At 40.5% G+C, this 16,340-nt stretch carries 19 protein-coding genes and 1 pseudogene; 8 read left to right on the top strand and 12 right to left on the bottom strand.

Annotated elements, in window-relative coordinates; genetic code table 11:
- Positions 1-52 precede the first annotated feature (52 nt).
- Positions 53-2,212 (top strand): GumC family protein, encoded by a 2,160-nt coding sequence (locus tag ACFE93_RS09750; protein WP_375473107.1) that lies wholly within the window; start codon positions 53-55, stop codon positions 2,210-2,212.
- 78 nt (positions 2,213-2,290) lie between these two features.
- Here the strand turns inward: ACFE93_RS09750 and ACFE93_RS09745 are convergent, their stop codons facing one another.
- Entirely contained in the window at positions 2,291-2,962 is a 672-nt protein-coding gene (locus tag ACFE93_RS09745) for a rhomboid family intramembrane serine protease (protein WP_375473106.1), read from the bottom strand.
- Between the two features lie 126 nt (positions 2,963-3,088).
- Positions 3,089-3,808 carry a rhomboid family intramembrane serine protease gene (locus tag ACFE93_RS09740; RefSeq protein ID WP_375473105.1) on the bottom strand — a complete coding sequence of 240 codons (720 nt, stop codon included), beginning with the start codon at positions 3,806-3,808 and terminating at the stop codon, positions 3,089-3,091.
- A 251-nt stretch (positions 3,809-4,059) separates the two neighbouring features.
- On the opposite strand from ACFE93_RS09740, the gene ACFE93_RS09735 reads away from it, so the two are divergent.
- The 3 genes from ACFE93_RS09735 (at position 4,060) to ACFE93_RS09725 (ending at position 6,137) form a co-directional block, all read left to right on the top strand.
- On the top strand, positions 4,060-4,680 hold the full coding sequence (locus tag ACFE93_RS09735; RefSeq protein ID WP_375473104.1) for a tetratricopeptide repeat protein: 621 nt from the start codon (positions 4,060-4,062) through the stop codon (positions 4,678-4,680).
- A gap of 486 nt (positions 4,681-5,166) precedes the next feature.
- Positions 5,167-5,514 carry an STAS-like domain-containing protein gene (locus ACFE93_RS09730; RefSeq protein WP_375473103.1) on the top strand — a complete coding sequence of 116 codons (348 nt, stop codon included), beginning with the start codon at positions 5,167-5,169 and terminating at the stop codon, positions 5,512-5,514.
- 2 nt (positions 5,515-5,516) lie between these two features.
- The gene (locus ACFE93_RS09725) at positions 5,517-6,137 is read left to right on the top strand and encodes a hypothetical protein (RefSeq protein WP_375473102.1); all 621 of its coding nucleotides are present in this window, start codon (positions 5,517-5,519) and stop codon (positions 6,135-6,137) included.
- Between the two features lie 231 nt (positions 6,138-6,368).
- On the opposite strand, the gene ACFE93_RS09720 is transcribed toward ACFE93_RS09725, so the two are convergent.
- From ACFE93_RS09720 to ACFE93_RS09705, 4 genes are all read right to left on the bottom strand, one after another.
- Entirely contained in the window at positions 6,369-6,950 is a 582-nt protein-coding gene (locus ACFE93_RS09720) for a Uma2 family endonuclease (RefSeq protein ID WP_375473101.1), read from the bottom strand.
- Between the two features lie 66 nt (positions 6,951-7,016).
- Complete coding sequence (locus ACFE93_RS09715) at positions 7,017-7,397, bottom strand: type II toxin-antitoxin system VapC family toxin (protein WP_375473100.1); 381 nt, start codon at positions 7,395-7,397, stop codon at positions 7,017-7,019.
- Positions 7,398-7,628 (bottom strand): DUF2281 domain-containing protein, encoded by a 231-nt coding sequence (locus ACFE93_RS09710; RefSeq protein ID WP_375473099.1) that lies wholly within the window; start codon positions 7,626-7,628, stop codon positions 7,398-7,400.
- Between the two features lie 299 nt (positions 7,629-7,927).
- Positions 7,928-8,098, bottom strand: a complete 171-nt coding sequence (locus ACFE93_RS09705) for a hypothetical protein (protein ID WP_375473098.1) — start codon at positions 8,096-8,098, stop codon at positions 7,928-7,930.
- A 117-nt stretch (positions 8,099-8,215) separates the two neighbouring features.
- On the opposite strand from ACFE93_RS09705, the gene ACFE93_RS09700 reads away from it, so the two are divergent.
- A complete protein-coding gene (locus ACFE93_RS09700; protein ID WP_375473097.1) occupies positions 8,216-8,761 on the top strand; it encodes an adenylate kinase in 546 nt (181 codons plus the stop codon).
- 481 nt (positions 8,762-9,242) lie between these two features.
- Here the strand turns inward: ACFE93_RS09700 and uvrB are convergent, their stop codons facing one another.
- Positions 9,243-11,240 (bottom strand): excinuclease ABC subunit UvrB, encoded by a 1,998-nt coding sequence (gene uvrB / locus ACFE93_RS09695; protein WP_375473096.1) that lies wholly within the window; start codon positions 11,238-11,240, stop codon positions 9,243-9,245.
- 252 nt (positions 11,241-11,492) lie between these two features.
- Between uvrB and ACFE93_RS09690 the strand changes: the two genes are divergently transcribed.
- The 3 genes from ACFE93_RS09690 to ACFE93_RS09680 all read left to right on the top strand — a co-directional run bounded on the left by ACFE93_RS09690 (position 11,493) and on the right by ACFE93_RS09680 (position 13,667).
- Positions 11,493-11,945 (top strand): hypothetical protein, encoded by a 453-nt coding sequence (locus ACFE93_RS09690; protein WP_375473095.1) that lies wholly within the window; start codon positions 11,493-11,495, stop codon positions 11,943-11,945.
- Positions 11,946-12,287: 342 nt separating this feature from the next.
- Positions 12,288-12,470: a CsbD family protein gene (locus ACFE93_RS09685; RefSeq protein WP_375473094.1), complete on the top strand. Its 183-nt coding sequence runs from the start codon at positions 12,288-12,290 to the stop codon at positions 12,468-12,470.
- A gap of 558 nt (positions 12,471-13,028) precedes the next feature.
- Positions 13,029-13,667: a histidine phosphatase family protein gene (locus ACFE93_RS09680; protein WP_375473093.1), complete on the top strand. Its 639-nt coding sequence runs from the start codon at positions 13,029-13,031 to the stop codon at positions 13,665-13,667.
- Between the two features lie 41 nt (positions 13,668-13,708).
- Here the strand turns inward: ACFE93_RS09680 and ACFE93_RS09675 are convergent, their stop codons facing one another.
- The 5 genes and pseudogenes from ACFE93_RS09675 to ACFE93_RS09655 form a co-directional block, all read right to left on the bottom strand.
- The gene (locus tag ACFE93_RS09675) at positions 13,709-14,167 is read right to left on the bottom strand and encodes a hypothetical protein (RefSeq protein WP_375473092.1); all 459 of its coding nucleotides are present in this window, start codon (positions 14,165-14,167) and stop codon (positions 13,709-13,711) included.
- 19 nt (positions 14,168-14,186) lie between these two features.
- On the bottom strand, positions 14,187-14,609 hold the full coding sequence (locus ACFE93_RS09670) for a type II toxin-antitoxin system VapC family toxin (RefSeq protein ID WP_375473091.1): 423 nt from the start codon (positions 14,607-14,609) through the stop codon (positions 14,187-14,189).
- Complete coding sequence (locus tag ACFE93_RS09665) at positions 14,606-15,091, bottom strand: hypothetical protein (protein ID WP_375473090.1); 486 nt, start codon at positions 15,089-15,091, stop codon at positions 14,606-14,608. The genes ACFE93_RS09670 and ACFE93_RS09665 overlap by 4 nt, the downstream gene beginning before the upstream one ends.
- Before the next feature lie 383 nt (positions 15,092-15,474).
- Positions 15,475-16,053: pseudogene (locus ACFE93_RS09660) on the bottom strand (tetratricopeptide repeat protein); the annotation flags it as partial.
- A gap of 12 nt (positions 16,054-16,065) precedes the next feature.
- The coding region (locus ACFE93_RS09655) for a tetratricopeptide repeat protein (RefSeq protein WP_375473089.1) at positions 16,066-16,340 on the bottom strand (275 nt) is incomplete at its 5' end.

Genomic DNA, 16,340 nt, shown 5'->3' with positions numbered 1-16,340 from the left:
TTCCTAAATTTTGAATTTTGTATTTTAAATTTTGAATTGGAGCGAAGCGACCATGACCCCACCAATTGTTAAACGCTATCTGATTGCTTTTGATAAATATAAATGGATTGGACTAGCTAGTTTTGCTTTAGTTATTGCAGGGTCAACTGTGGTGGCTATGCAACCAGATCCACCTACTAGCTATATAGCATCTGGGGCACTTAGTTACAGTGGCCCACCAGTTTCTTTCTCTACAACTGGTAATGAAATCCAACAGCAAGGAAAGGAACTGAATGAGGATGTTTTACTATCAAACCAGATAATTGCAGGCGTCGCAGAGAAAGCCGGTGTCCAACCGAAACAGCTCGGTGCAAGTCTTGCCCTTTCTCTACCTAAAAAAAACGTAAAGAGTGGAGAATTAGAATCTCCTTTCTTTGAACTGAAATATGTAGATACTGACGCTAAACGAGCTATACAGGTCTTGACGGAATTGATGCAAGCAATGATCAAGTTGAGTAGTGACATCAATACTGGGCGATTACAAGCAATTATTCAAAAGATTAACGATCGCACACCACAAGCTAAACGGGAATTGCAAATTGCTGAAAAGAAGCTGGAACAGTACGATCGCATAGAGCGAACAGCAATATTAGCAGCTGAGAATGGCAGCTTGTTAAGCGCCATTACTGCCAGCCAAAATTTACAACGGCAAATTCAATTAACTATTTCTGGGGTTGATGCTCAAGTTCGCAGTTTACAAAATAAGTTAGGCTTAACAGTCGGACAAGCTTATGTTTCTTCTGCTTTGAGTGCCGATCCAATTATTGGTAACTTACGATCACAAATTTATCAAAGTGAATCGCAAATCGCTGTACTCAGAAAAGATTTGCGGCCGGAACATCCAACGATGGTGCAGTTAATGCGTCAGAAACAAGCTGCTGAGGAATTACTACAACAACGTGCTGCTGAGGTGTTAGGTGGTGATGGAACGGCAGCTCCGCTTCAGGGTAGCGTTGCAGGTATTCGCACTCAAAGCAGCTTAGATCCAACACGCCAGCAATTGGCAAACCAAATGGTGGCTTTACAAACCCAACGGGAGACACTGCAACAACAACTAGCTCAAGAAATCCAACAAGAAGCGCGATTACGGCGAGAGTATTCTCTGATACCTAATAAGCAATTAGAGCGATCGCGTTTAGAACAGGAGGTTGGACTCAAAAAAGCCATCTATGACCAAATGCAGGCGAAGTTGACCGATGCGAAAACCGCAGAGGCAGAAACTACTAGCAGCCTCAGCATTGCTAGACGCCCCGCAGTCACTGTCGATCCCAAACCTCCGAAGAGTGTACCGATTACCCTTGCTGTGGGCGGTTTATTAGGTGTGTTGGTTGGTGGCGGGGTGATATTTTTGTTAGGAGCGCTGGAAGGGACTTTCAAAACCAGGGAGGATATCCGCGAGAGCCTCAAGCAACGAGAAGTGGCACTGTTGGGAGAATTGCCTTTAATGCCAGTTGATGATTTGGAGCCAGATGCTGTGCCGGTGGTATTTTCCCAAGATTCTCCTTATTTAGAATTTTATGAGAAATTCCGTAGTAATATGCGCCGGATTGGTGGTAAAAACTTAAAGGTAGTATTGATTACTAGCACCAGTAGCCTAGAGGGTAAAACGGCAAGTGCTTATAATTTGGGTATCGCTTCCGCCCGTGCTGGTAAAAGAACCTTGATTATCGAAACAGATTTGCGATCGCCTTCCCGTTGTACATCTTTAAAAGTAATTCCTGACCCTGAGGCCACTATTGAACCCCTGCGTTATTACGCTAATTTGAGTGAATGTATTCGTTTAGTTCCTGATGTTGCAAATTTATACATTCTTCCCAGTCCTGGCCCAGTGCGGCAATCCGCTGCTATTCTTGAATCCAGCGAAATGCGGCGGCTGATAGAAGATGTCCGCGAACGGTTTGATTTAGTTATTTTAGATACTAGTCCTCTCAGCATATCCAATGACCCTTTATTAATTCAACCCTATAGCGATGGGATCGTACTAGTGGCGCGACCAAACTATACGCAAGAGAATATGTTAGCTGAAGCTATCGATCAATTGGTTGAATCTGAACTGGGGTTATTGGGAGCAATTATTAATGGTGCTGATATCATCGTTTCTGTACCTGAAGAAGTTGCAAAATCATCAACATTTTCATCTGAAGAAGTTTCAGCGAGTGCTAACAAAAACTAATAGTTTTCAAATGCAGAGGATACGCAGAGCAGTGAGAGGTAGCAATTTTTTCGCTACAATTTTTAGGAAATACTGTATTTAGTCGCGCCGAAACAAGCCAAATAGGGGAGCGAGAATTACGCCAAAAACAAAACCACCGATATGTGCCCAGTAAGCGACTCCACCAGTTTCTACAGTCATGTTAGCGGCTGTTTGTAGGGTCGCAAGACCGGATATTACATTTTGCACAATGAAAAGTCCAATTATTATTAGTGCTGGAACTCTGATTGTGGTGATGAAAATCCCCAAAAATATTAAAGTCATGACTTGAGCGTGTGGAAAGCGGATAATATATGCACCCAAAACCCCAGAAATTGCACCACTTGCCCCCAATGAAGGAATCTCAGAATTCATCCCAATAAACCATTGGCATAAGGCAGCTAAAGCACCACACGCCAAATAAAAAATCAGATATTTGGCATGACCCAATCGATCTTCAATATTGTTGCCAAAAACCCAGAGAAATACCATATTCGAGATTAAATGCCACCAACCGCCGTGTAAGAATTGTGACGTAAATAATGTTATCCACTCTCCACTTAAATTGGTGGTTAACTGTTGAGGCACTACCGCATACTCACCTAAAAACTGACTCAATTGTGCATGTGACAGACTCACCTCGTGAATAAAAACTAAAATATTCATACCAATTAACCCGTAGGTGAAATACGGGGTGATTCGCGTCGGATTTTCATCGTAAAGGGGAAACACAGGTGTTTTTCCTAAATTATTGACTAACTGCAATATAGCTTGTAAGGCTAGCAGTTGCGAAGGTTAAACAATTTCACCTATTAAATCAATCAGTATAATTGAGGGTAACAACGATATTTTGAAAAATTACTTGTACCAAGATTCTTCCTGGGATTTATCGCTAAATAAACCCAACAGTGGGCCGAGAATTGCCCCAAAGATAAACCCGCCTGCATGGGCCCAGTAGGCAATACCGCCGTTTTCCATACCGATGTTGGTAGGTGTTTCCAGGCTGGCAAGTCCGTAAAAGGCTTGTTCGAGAAACCAGAATCCTAAAAAGAAATATGCGGGGACACGGAAAGTTGGGAAGAAAAACCCTAAAGGTACAACGCCGAGAACTTCAGCGTTGGGAAAGCGGAGAATGTATGCACCCAGAATCCCTGCGATCGCACCACTTGCACCCAAAGACGGAATGCTAGAATCTTGAGCGAAGAACCACTGGGTCAACGATGCCAAAATACCGCAAGATAAATAAAACAGTAAATATTTAGCATGACCTAACTTATCTTCAACGTTGTTGCCAAAAATCCAGAGAAACAACATATTCCCGGCTAAGTGCAAGAAACCACCATGCAAAAATTGCGAAGTAATCAAAGTTGCCCACTCTGGCACTGGTTGATGTACAGATATACCAGCAAAGCTTAAAGTGAGTTCTCGTGGAACAACAGCCGCAAGATGTAAAAATCCATTTAATGCTTGTGGGGGAAGATTTGCTTCATAAAGAAAAGCGAGGACATTGGCAGCAATCAGTCCATAAGTTACATAAGGCGTGATTTTTGTCGGATTATTATCTCTAATGGGAACCACGAGCGTTTTTTCCTGATTTTAAGAGAGCAATTCTACAATACGGAATTTTGTAAGTAGTTTCTTCTACCTCGTGGATGGATTTCAGTTTGATATTTGAGATTTATTGTAGGATTCACTGAAGGCAATAAGCGTTATGCCATAATTTTCCAGTTAGAGAAGAAAGCAGCTTGACTATAGTGCTGATTTTGTTCATCTAAGAAGTTTCATAGGATGATATATGCTAGTTAATCCTCCTATAGCCTTGGCTACTCATGTTTTTTTCAAAATCTCTGGAAAATCAACTCCAACAGTGGAACGAAACCATTCGCAATCAGCCGAAAAATCCTAATGCTTACATTCGCCGAGGCATGGTTAACTTTCAACTGGCCAAGATTGATGAATCTATTCAAGATTTCGACACGGCAGAGCAATTGGATATCCGTATTAAACCCTATCTCTGGCAACGTGGATTATCGTACTATTATGCACAAAGATTTGTTGAGGGCGCTGAACAATTTGAAATAGATTTGACTGTAAATGCTCAAGATGTAGAAGAAACAGTATGGCGATATCTGTGCATAGCTCGTTCGTTAGGTATTAAAGAGGCGCGTAATTGTTTACTAACTGTAAAAAATGATCCTCGACGTATTATGCAGCGTGTATATGATTTGTATGCAGAAAATTGTAAACCAGATGATGTTTTAATTATTGGTCAATCAGAAGGAATAAAGGGAAATTTTTACAGTCATCTTTACTTGGGATTATATTACGAAGTTGAAAATAATCTTGATTTAGCTCAGGAGTATATAGTGAAAGCTGCTGATAATTACAAAATTGATGATTATATGTGGTATTTGGCGCAGGTACATAAAAAATTGCGAGGCTGGATATAGTCGAGTATTAATTTCTTAGAGGATGCCTTTTTGAGCTTGGGGTATTATTGATATAAATTACTCACAATTATAGAGAATAAAAACCATTTGGAGTTGCCTTGCTCTTACTTACCAAGACTCAGCCCCCAATTCTCTATGTACGCACAATCTACGACCATCCTCGTTTTGTTGATAGACTCTTTAGAGACTGGTATGACATTACGCAACTTCCTAAAGACGACTTAAAAGTTACAGTTAATTTTAACTATTGCGAATTTCCATTTACTATAAGAATTTGTCAAGAAAAATCATGGAAATTTGATGATTTTCAGTAATGATGGGTACGTCACTATAGAGGATAATAAAATTATATATAAAAACAAATGTACTAGTTTTTCGGAGACATTAGTTAATATTGCCCTTCGATATGATGAGTCCTGTTACTGTCTAGCTTCTGAAGTTCCTCAACTCAAGAAGCAAATATTCTAGAGAGCCGGAGATGGAGAAATGGTATACAAAATTTACGATATTGTTGAAGAATATGCCATTACTGCTGATGGTGGACAGAAACTATATGACCAGATTCATCCACTTTTGCTAGCTGGCGAACCTGTAGAGTTGGATTTTACAGGCGTGAAAGTTTTTGCGTCTCCATTCGTGAACTTCGCCTTTGGTCAATTGTTGAAGGACATTCCAGCAGAGAAACTCAACCAGCTAGTTGAATTCACTTCTCTCAACGCTGATGGGTGGGATGTTCTGGAACATGTAATGGCTAATGCCAAACGATATTACTCTGATGAAAAATATCGTACTGCTGTGGATACAGTGATCACAAATATAGCTGTAACTCCTTGAGTATGGAGATTAACCTCAAGATCCAAGCTGATGTCATTAACATCAGAACTGATACTTCACAGCAAGGTGATATTTTCTTCGTAGATACAAACGTCTGGTTTTGGTACGCTTATGCAAATGCTGCGTCTAGCGCTAAATCTTACCAACTCAACAATTATCCCAACTATCTCAACCAAGCACTTTCAAACGGAGCTACTCTAACCTACTCTGGGCTTACTTTAGCAGAGCTTGCTCATATCATTAAGAAAACCGAATATGAGATTTATATCCAATCTCATGGGTGGCTACCAATCAAAGAATATCGGCATAATGACCCAATAGAACGGGCAAATATTGTTGCTGAAGTTCAGTTTACTTGGCGTCGGGTTAAGGCGATCGCTGTTCCTATTGATCTAACAGTAGATGATGCAACAACTGATGCAGCGCTCAACCGATTCAAAACTCAAGCTGTTGATGGCTATGACTTACTGCTCCTAGAAGCGATTAGTAGAGCAGGAGCAGGACAAATTAAAGTTATCACAGATGACATTGATTATAGTGTTGTTCCGGGTATTCAGGTCTTTACAAGCAACAAGTATGTAATTCAGGAAGCTGGTTCACAGAATAAGTTAGTGGTGCGCTAATTAGGTTTAGCGTCCCAGCATTTTATCTTGCAAATGTTGAATGCGATCGCCTCAGCAAGTTCAGCCCATTGTATTTTGCTGATTGCTTGGTTTGAATGATGTTGACTCCAACCCAAAATCAATCTGCGAAAATGACTTCATAGACAACCTCAGCCAGCTAACGACTCAAATCAGGGGTAGCTGTCTAACGACAAGCCGTTGCGCGTCTACGCATCCTCATCGTTCATCTATTCAATTTTCGGTTGCTTCGGTTTCAAACTGCACTTGGCGGTACAAATGGGCGATCGCAATTTCTACATCTACAGATTCCAGTCGCAATATTTCATCCAAATTATACTCTGACAGCACCCATTTACCCTGTTCGTTGCGCCGAAACACTTCTACAATCGGTTGAGCTACTTGTACTAAGACATATTCTTGCAAGGTTGGAGATTGGCGATATTTGGCGAACTTTTTCCCCCTATCGGCTGCTTCTGTTGAAGGTGATAGCACTTCGATAATTAAGCAGGGAAATTGTACCAATTGTGGATCGCGATCGCGCGGATCGCAAGTCACCACCACATCTGGATAAAAATACTTTTGCCCCGGTTCTACCTGCACTTTCACATCTACAATGTATACTTCACAGGTGCTATCGGCTAGAGCATCATCTAGAAGCTTCGAGAAATTCAGAGAAATCCGATTATGGTTGCGTGTAGCACCACTCATCATCACAACTTCGCCATCCCAATACTCGTAGCGTTCCTCTTGGGTGGGTTCCCAAACCAGATATTCCTCTGCATTCATCAAAATGCGATCGGGTAAAGCAATCATCGGCGCGATTAGGGAATGATTAACTTTTCTAGGATAGCGAAAAAAGAGCGTTCTCTTTTGGTATAACTATTCCCACATCCTCTGAACAGAATAAGCATCGAATTTTTTATCTTTGCTAATGATAATTAAAGAGTGATTTCTTGCCTGTGCAATCAACATTCGGTCAAATGGATCGCCATGATGTAGCGGGAGATTCCGAACTTGAACCGTATCGGCAAAAGATATCGGAAGCATGAGAATATCTGAAGTGTCGATCGCAGAACCTATCGTTTCATAGCTGCGTTGAAGCGATAATTTGCCAAGGTTCAACTTGATGGCAATTTCCCAAAGACTAGCAATGCTGAGATAAACGATATCTGTGGTATTGATCGTTATCCTCAAGTTATCTCGAAGGCTAGAGTCATTTTCAGTTAACCAGATAAAGGCATGAGTTTCTAAAAAAACCACTCATTCCATATATTCCTTAAAAACTTCCAGAGGTTCATCAAAGTCATCAGGCAAAGGTAAAACAAAAGTTCCTTTTAAGATGCCATATCGACGCTTTTTTTGTAGTAAACTTTCCTGAGAAACAGCCTTTGAATAATTCTCAACTAAATATTTGGCATCATGCAAGAGTTCTTGTTTAAGTAGCTCTGGCATTTGATTTAGTGTTTGTAAAATTTCTGCATCAATAGCCATGATTTCTCCTGAGAGGTTCTCCTGCTTGTAATTTTAGGGGAATTTCTGGAAGGGATTTTATTTTTCGGTAGCTTCGGTTTCAAACTACACTTGTCGGGTACGAATGGGCGATGTCTACGACGGGCTACGCCTACGCACACTGTACAAGAATCGCAATTGTAGGTGATTATGGTTGTTAGAAGTGGTATGTGCTTTTCAGATAGGAGCAAATTAGGCGATCGCTTATGCAAGTCATTAACAGCTTAAATCAGCGGCGGTAGGCTCCAACGCATTGTTAGACCGCGTTTTAATATAAATTTTTATGCTTTGTAGGTAGAACAACGGCTAGCTTTACTGGCGACAGATAAAATATAAATGAAGCTAGCGTGTCTGTCGGGTGCAAGGGTTTCTTGGGCATTCAAAGGATTGGGATTGTTGGGTTTCGTTTCATACCTCAATCTAGTACAGCACGGCGTAAATAAACATATCATTTCAAATGGTGTAAAAGCTGAAATACAATTCTTTTGATTTTTGACTTTTGACTTTTGACTTCCGCCTTGCGGTACTAGTCTAGTAAGTGACTTAATTGCACTAAAAGGAAAGTAGCGATGAAAAAAGTAGCGGTGTTTGGCAATGCTGGAGGCGGTAAATCAACTCTAAGCAAAAGATTATCGGACATCACTGGTTTACCACTTCACGTCTTAGACAAGATTAAATATCAATCAGGCGGCATTGAGGTTCCACAGGAAGAATATAAACACACCCATGAGAAAATTTTGGTTACTGACCGTTGGATTATTGACGGGTTTGGTTGCATGGAAACCCTCTGGCTACGACTGAACAAGGCGGATACTCTAATTTTTGTTGATTTACCGCTATATGTGCATTTATGGTGGGTGACTAAACGACTAATCACAGGTCGCTTTAAACCGCCAGAAGGCTGGCCCCAAAAGAGTCCAATATTTAAGAGTTCGCTTAGTAGCTACCGCGTGCTTTGGTTATGTCACAAATATTTGACCCCAAAATATCGTGAGTATATCGAGCAGGCTCAAAGCACTAAAAGTGTTTATCACATTCGATCGACTGAACAGATTTCGCAATTTTTTGAATTAATTGAAAATGAGACTAATTTTAAAGATGATGCATCAGCCTAACGGTGGAGTTGAACCACACCTCTGGCTAAACGTAATTCGTAATTAAATATAGCAATCCTAACTGAAAACTATTATGGTAAAGGTCTGAACGCCAAAGCCTATGGTCTTTGGTAGCTTACTCTTGAACTAATGCAGGAAGCCGCCGATCGAGTTTCTTGCGAAATACCTTCATAACACTTGACTTCATTGCTCAGAGGGAAAAACGTCAGCTAGAGGAGTGATGTCACCAGCAGCAATTTCTTGCCGTACCATATTAGCTAGACGATCCCACTGAGCATCTGTTGTAGACTCAAACTGAGCCTTCCATCTTTGCTCATACTCTCTCTCAGCAAGGAGACGAGCAGCGATGCCTGCGGCGGGCTACGCCTACGCACGCTCAAGTAACTCAGTCATAGCTACCACACTCTTAAAACGTAAATGGCATCTTATCCATTATCGCTTCTTGCTAGCAAGTTGAACGCTAATTAGCATAAGATTCACGTTAACGTCCCAGCATTTTATCCCGCAGATGTTTAATGCGATCGCGCAATTTTGCCGCCTCTTCAAATTCTAGTTTCTTCGCCGCTTCTTTCATCTGCGCTTCTAACAGAGTAATCAATTGGGGAATCTCTTCTAATGGCAATTCATCTAGATGTTCATCTACAACTTTCAAATCAGTTGCATTTAACCGTCGAGATACATCTAAAAAAGCCAAAATCGCATTACTTGATTTTTTCACAATTGGTTGTGGTGTAATCCCATGCAGTCGATTATGTGCTGTTTGAATACCACGCCGCCTGTCTGTTTCATCAATAGCTTTAATCATGCTACCTGTCAGATTATCAGCATACAAAATTGCTTGTCCCTGGACGTGACGCGCGGCTCTACCAATAGTTTGAATTAAGGAACGCTCGGTTCGCAAGAAACCTTCTTTATCTGCATCCATAATTGCTACTAAGGAAACTTCGGGTAAATCCAAACCTTCCCGCAGCAAATTCACACCAACCAAAACATCAAATTTACCCTCGCGCAAGTTCTGCAAAATCTCAATGCGCTCAATAGAAGTAATCTCGGAATGTAAATACCTTACCCTTATACCGTGGTCTTGCAAATATTCGGTTAAATCTTCCGCCATACGTTTGGTTAATGTGGTAATCAACACTCGTTCATGGCGATCGGCTCTATCTTTAATTTCTCCCAACAAATCATCAATTTGTCCTTCTGTGGGACGCACGGAAATTTCTGGATCAATCACCCCTGTTGGCCGAATTACTTGTTCAACTACATGGTCTTCAGAAACTTCTAATTCCCAATTTCCGGGAGTTGCCGAAACAAAAATACACTGATTTACTTTTTGCCAAAATTCCTCGGCTTTCAAAGGACGGTTATCAGCAGCGCTAGGAAGACGAAATCCATGATCGATTAAAACTTTTTTTCTCGCTTGATCGCCGTTATACATACCGCGAATTTGAGGCACGGTAACGTGAGATTCGTCGATAACTAACAGCCAATCTTTAGGAAAATAATCAATTAAACATTCTGGTGGTTCTCCAGCTTGTCTTCCTGCTAAGTGACGGGAATAGTTTTCAACGCCGTTACAATAACCTACTTCGCGGAGCATTTCCAAGTCATAGCGTGTACGTTGATCTATGCGTTGCGCTTCTAATAGTTTCCCAGCTTCTTCTAAGTCTAGTTTTTGCTGTTTTAACTCGGCTGCAATGTCATTACAGGCTACTTCTAAGCGTTCTTCTGGGGTGACAAAGTGACGTGCAGGGTAAATATTTACCGCTTCTAAACTTTTGAGAATTTCCCCTGTTACTGGGTCAATGTAGCGAATTGCGTCAATTTCATCACCAAAGAATTCGACACGAATAATTCGGTCTTCATAAGCTGGGCCAATTTCTAAGACATCACCCCGGACGCGAAATTTTCCCCGCCCCATTTCGATGTCGTTGCGGCTATATTGAACATTTGCCAAATCGCGTAAAATTTGGCGTTGATTTACTTCCATACCTATCTGAAGAGGGATGGCAGCTTTCAGATATTCTGCCGGCATCCCCAAACCGTAGATGCAACTGATGGAAGCAACGACAATGACATCACGGCGTTCAAAAAGCGATCGCGTCGCTGAATGCCGCAACATATCAATTTCATCATTAATCGCCGCCGTTTTTTCAATATAAGTATCGGTGACGGGAATATACGCTTCTGGCTGATAATAATCGTAGTAGCTGACAAAGTACTCGACTGCATTGTTGGGAAAGAAATCCCGCAACTCGTTACAAAGCTGTGCAGCCAGGGTTTTGTTATGCGCCAATACTAAAGTAGGCTTGCCAATTTTCTCAATAACTGCTGCTACCGAAAATGTCTTACCAGTTCCAGTGGCTCCTAGTAAAGTTTGGTAATGATTGCCTGATTGGATGCTAGCAGTTAGTTGTGCGATCGCTTGTGGTTGATCGCCTGTGGGACTAAAGGGAGCTTGAAGACAAAATTCTGTCATACAGTTTTGCTGTAAATACCCTATCTCATGGTGACGATTCCGCCCTGTATCTATTGTAGCTGGCTTATTAGATCAAACAAATAGTAATAATTATTTACAAAAATTATTGCTTTCAATTTACTTATGTATTAGTTTTAAAGATTCTTATATCTATATGAGGTTTTTTAAGGTTAAACTCTAAGGTATATGGGAAAAATTTCATCTTTCCTTAATTATTGTAAAATTCAATTAACAAACCAGAGGTTTTCGTTTATGACTATTAGCAACGCTGGCAAAGCAACCAGTTCTCGGCAAAAGTATGCCAAGTCTACAGAGGAAGTTGAAAATAAACAAGAGCAGAGCTTGAATGCAGATAAAGTCGAGGAAGTTAATGAACTGCCAGTAGGAGCTTCTGGAACACTCGCCATTTCTGGAATTCGTCCTATAGGCGCTAGCGACTTAGAAGTTGCTGAACACCTCTCAATTGCTGGGGTGCGTCCCGTTAGCACCAGTAGCTTGGAAGTAGTTGAAACCTATAACTCAATGGGTATTCGTCCAATTGGCGCTAATACATTCCAAGTTGTTGAAAGTATGAATCTCTCTGGGATTCGTCCAATTGGCTCAAGTTTATTGGTAATTGATGAAAGCTATTCAACATTTGGGAACCGTCCGATAGCATCAAATGAGGTTGACAATTCTGAAAGCCTAATGGGTTTTCTAGATTAAACATAAAACACCCCCATAACTTTATTAACCCAGTTTTATATGAAACTGGGTTTTTTATTTAAAAAGTAAAAATTACCATCTGTAATATTTGTTCTATGTCTTTTAGCATAGGTAACTAAACTATTCTCACTTCATTTTATATTCAACCAACAGCCAGAACGCTTACTACAACTAACTTTATTAATTACGAATTACCAATTCCGAATTCCGAATTATTGAATCTGCCTTGTGGTGGAAGGCTCTAGCAAAAATTTTAAGTTACTATCTAAAGGTAATAACAAAGAGTTTCAAAGTTAGTTTATAGCTTTGAAATTAATTTTTAATTGAATAAGGAGTATCAAAATGAGCATAGAAGATCGCGCAAAGGCTGCTGCTAAAAATGTTGAAGGTAAAGCCCAAGAAGCATTAGGAAATGTCACTGGAGATCCAGAAGACAAAGCCGAAGGTAAAGCAAAGCAAGCCGAAAGCGAAGTACGTCACGGCATTGAAGATGTCAAAGATAATGTCAAGAAAACCATTGACTAACAATTTATAGTTTTTTTTGCAGAAACTTTAGGGATATAAATGGGATGGATTCCATTTTTGCAATAAAAAATTATGAAACGTTAAATATTCAATGCTATGTACCCTTATTCTTTTCTTAGCAAGCTTTAAAAGTAAAGGGCTAGCTTGATTGGCAAAAATTTTATAGAGACGTAATTAATTACGTCTCTATGTTTGTTTATGCTTAATTTATTTTTAATTTATTTTTATAATTATTATAACTATAAAGCAATAGAGTTCAGAATGAGCAATAAAAACCTGATGTAGAGACGCGATTTATCGCTTCTGGAAAGATCAATCACTTTTAACTAAACCGGATCATATTCTAAAGTTAAAACTTACGCACTCAGATACCCCAACCTCCTTTAAAATAATTTTCCGTTGCAAACCTGTCTATGACGATCGTAGCTATGACAACTTTGCTCAATCTGAAAATCATTTCAAATATCAAAAATTGTAGTAATATACCACAGGCATTAACTATCTTCAGCTACATCTGATTGTTAGCGCTCTTAAATTCACAATCGATGAGAACGTACCGTGAACCTAACTCTTTATTTCCTCCGTCACGGACAGACAGAATGCAGCCGCAATAATTCCTTTTGCGGTTCTATAAATTCAGAACTTACTCCAGAAGGCTTGGAGATGGCAAAGGCTTTTGCAGACATATATAGTTCTATGGATTGGACAGCAATATTTTGTAGTCCAATGCAGCGAACTGTATTGACAGCAAAACCTTTGTATGAAGCAATAGGAATAGAACCACAACTTAGGGATGGTTTGAAGGAAATTAACTATGGCTTGTGGGAAGGAAAAACTCCAGAAGTAATTAGTCGTGAATATCACGATGATTATATTCGCTGGTCAGCAGATCCCGCTTGGAATGCGCCAAATGGTGGAGAAATGGGGGTTACAATTGCTTCTCGCGCCTTGCAGGTAATTGAAGAAATTAAACAAAATTACAGTAGTGGTAATGTTTTAGTTGTTTCACATAAGGCAACTATCAGAATTATGCTGTGTAGTTTACTAGGGATTGATGTGGGACGCTTCCGTTTTCGTTTGGGATGTCCTGTTGCTTCGGTCAGTATTGTAGAATTTACCTCACATGGGCCGTTGTTAAAAGTTTTGGCAGACCATAGTCATTTGGATGAGCGGTTGCGAAATTTACCGGGGACATAAGAAAGTTGGGAGAGACGCGATTAATCGCGTCTGTACAAGAGTTAGGAGTTATTATTTTTCCCTTGCTTTCCTTCACTGTCTGGCTCAGTATATTTGCATAAAACGTTTATCCCAATTTTCAAAATATATAACACGACAATTGTGGCGATCGCAGCATCAATCGGTATTCCATGCACTGCTGCAACGGCAACCAGTGAGCCAATGATACTATTGAGCAGAGAACTACTACCAGGGTTATTGGTGTATTCTTTGATTTTGCCCCGGAAACCATCATCACCACAGATTTCCGCGCGGATTTCGTTGAGAGTCAGCTGCAAAAGAGATTTTTTGCCCCTACTATAATCTGTTTTGCCGACTTTCTCTTGCCAGAGTGCATCAAAACTTGCTTCTAGATTCCCGTTGTGGTGCTGTAGGGTAGTAAGTGCTTGTTGCGCTGGGGTGTCGTTTTGAAGAAGTTGCCGAAGTTCTTGGATTTCGACAGAGGTTAATTGGGCATTCATATATATTTGACTTAATTATTTATGGAGTATTTGTTAGTTCCTGAATCAACTCTTCAGGTGTGATAATTCTGGGAGTAGCAACTTGAAAATCTCTAGGATTGCGAGTAATAATAGCATCGAAGTGATTGAGTACCGCACTGCTGTATTGAATAGCGTCTTCAAAATCTCTAAAGTTAAGGTTTAGTGCCATGTTGATTGCAGTACTATCTTCTATAGTGGCGATACGACAAAAGTTGACCAACTGCTTTAAATAAGTAAGTGTCCACTCTCGACCTCTTGCCCTACGGATAATGTAATACAATTCACTAAAAGTTGAGGCGGAAATATAACCTTCTACTTGTCCTTGCTCAATTAGTACCAACACTTGTTCGCTTGTGTCTAGGAAAGGTTCACGTTCAAGGGCATCATCTACAATGATGTTGGTATCTAACAAGATTTTCACAGATTATGTTTCTCCTTTAAAGCTTCCCATCTGGCTTGGTCTGGGTCAAAGTCTGGTGGTGTTGGTGGGGCATTTTCAAATAAACCTTCAAATGCTTTGACTTTAGACTTTCTTCTCGACTTTTCTGGCTGTGACTCAGTAGAAGTTTCCAAGGATGGAACTGGCTGCAAAATAATCACTTCCACTTTTCCAGGAGCAATATTTAGAGGTTCGTCAATAATTAAATGACCTGATTCATCAATTGTGGCGTTGAGCTTGTAGGCTTGCATAGTTTTGCCCTTTTTGTTTCTAGGATAGAACACTGCATAAATATTGCGTAGGCGTAGCCCGCCGTAGATATCGCACTTCTGAATAACTACCTTGTTGTGATTAATACCAATTCCAGAAAAAAAGAAAACAGATGCGTAGGTTGGGGAGCCACTCATGTGGGCGGGTTTCCAGACTTGAGTGAAGTTGCGTTTGAACAGAGTGAAATCCAACAATTACAAGACTTTGAGGAGTTGGGTTTCGTCCCTCAACCCAACCTACATTCTATTTACCAGAATCGATATCTCCTAGAAAATTACCTAGAGAGAATTTATTAGTTCTTGAATCAACGATCGCAGTTATAAGTGAATGTCTTGTCGTCACCAACATTACAACATTAAGTCTTAACGTTACGACATTAAGCCTTAACATTACAACATTAATCACCAGCATCATAAGATTAAGGCTTAAGGTTACGACATTAAGCCTTAACATTACAACTTTTTGACAAAAGCTTATGCGATCGCTCTTTAGGGTAGTGCGCTGCGTGCGATCGCAAGCAATGCTTAAATAAAACTTATGAATGATTTGACGTTGGCAATAAATCTTGCACTGCACCCTACGACTCTGTTTCTAGCCTATCTCGCGCTATCCAAATTGCCTCACGCACCTCTCCAGCGCACTCTTCACCTTTTGCCTGGCGCCAAATGGTTTGAAACTGCCTTTCACCTAATTGCTTGAGCATACGGGCTAAAGCATCAATATAATAATCAATCAAATCTTTGTTATGCTCTAGGTCAATGGCTAAAACACGAATGTAAATTTGCAAAGCCTCAGCGTAATTTTCTTGAGCTTCTAAAGCCCTTCCCCATTTAGCCAATGTTGCTGAAGCCCAATACCAATCACGGAATTGCTCAAAAATTTCCCAGGCTTTTTGATAATAGTTAATTACCAAATCAAACTGCCGTTGCTCTTGGGCTACCATGCCCAGGTGGTGATATTCTTTAGCAGCATTGTACAAATCCCCGGCATCTTCTTTTATCTTCAGCGCCTTATTGTAGTAATCAACAGCCACATCAAACTGCCGTTGCTCTTGGGCTACCATGCCCAGGTGGTGATATTCTCTAGTAGCACTGTACAAATCCCCAGCATCTTCATATATCTTCAGCGCCTTGTTGTAATAATCAATAGCCACATCAAACTGCCGTTGCTATTGGGCTACCATGCCCAGGTGGTGATATTCTTTAGCAGCATTGTACAAATCCCCGGCATCTTCTTTTATCTTCAGCGCCTTATTGTAGTAATCAACAGCCACATCAAACTGCCGTTGCTCTTGGGCTACCATGCCCAGGTGGTGATATTCTCTAGTAGCACTGTACAAATCCCCAGCATCTTCATATATCTTCAGCGCCTTGTTGTAATAATCAACTGCCACATCAAACTGCCGTTGCTCTTGGGCTACCATGCCCAGGTGGTGATATTCTC

It is taken from the genome of uncultured Nostoc sp. (genome assembly GCF_964247315.1).
GTDB lineage: Bacteria > Cyanobacteriota > Cyanobacteriia > Cyanobacteriales > Nostocaceae > Nostoc.
The sequence above is the reverse complement of the archived record's forward strand: the minus strand, read 5'-3'. Positions and strand labels throughout refer to the sequence as shown.

Excerpts from the sequence above, each read along its gene's own strand:
- ACFE93_RS09685 (WP_375473094.1), top strand. The coding sequence starts at position 12,288 with ATGAGCATAGAAGATCGCGCAAAGGCTGCTGCTAAAAATGTTGAAGGT.
- ACFE93_RS09675 (WP_375473092.1), bottom strand. The coding sequence starts at position 14,167 with ATGAATGCCCAATTAACCTCTGTCGAAATCCAAGAACTTCGGCAACTT.
- ACFE93_RS09705 (WP_375473098.1), bottom strand. The coding sequence starts at position 8,098 with ATGATATGTTTATTTACGCCGTGCTGTACTAGATTGAGGTATGAAACG.
- ACFE93_RS09725 (WP_375473102.1), top strand. The coding sequence starts at position 5,517 with ATGGAGATTAACCTCAAGATCCAAGCTGATGTCATTAACATCAGAACT.
- ACFE93_RS09730 (WP_375473103.1), top strand. The coding sequence starts at position 5,167 with ATGGTATACAAAATTTACGATATTGTTGAAGAATATGCCATTACTGCT.
- ACFE93_RS09710 (WP_375473099.1), bottom strand. The coding sequence starts at position 7,628 with ATGGCTATTGATGCAGAAATTTTACAAACACTAAATCAAATGCCAGAG.
- ACFE93_RS09750 (WP_375473107.1), top strand. The coding sequence starts at position 53 with ATGACCCCACCAATTGTTAAACGCTATCTGATTGCTTTTGATAAATAT.
- ACFE93_RS09735 (WP_375473104.1), top strand. The coding sequence starts at position 4,060 with ATGTTTTTTTCAAAATCTCTGGAAAATCAACTCCAACAGTGGAACGAA.
- ACFE93_RS09720 (WP_375473101.1), bottom strand. The coding sequence starts at position 6,950 with ATGATTGCTTTACCCGATCGCATTTTGATGAATGCAGAGGAATATCTG.
- ACFE93_RS09700 (WP_375473097.1), top strand. The coding sequence starts at position 8,216 with ATGAAAAAAGTAGCGGTGTTTGGCAATGCTGGAGGCGGTAAATCAACT.
- ACFE93_RS09690 (WP_375473095.1), top strand. The coding sequence starts at position 11,493 with ATGACTATTAGCAACGCTGGCAAAGCAACCAGTTCTCGGCAAAAGTAT.
- uvrB (WP_375473096.1), bottom strand. The coding sequence starts at position 11,240 with ATGACAGAATTTTGTCTTCAAGCTCCCTTTAGTCCCACAGGCGATCAA.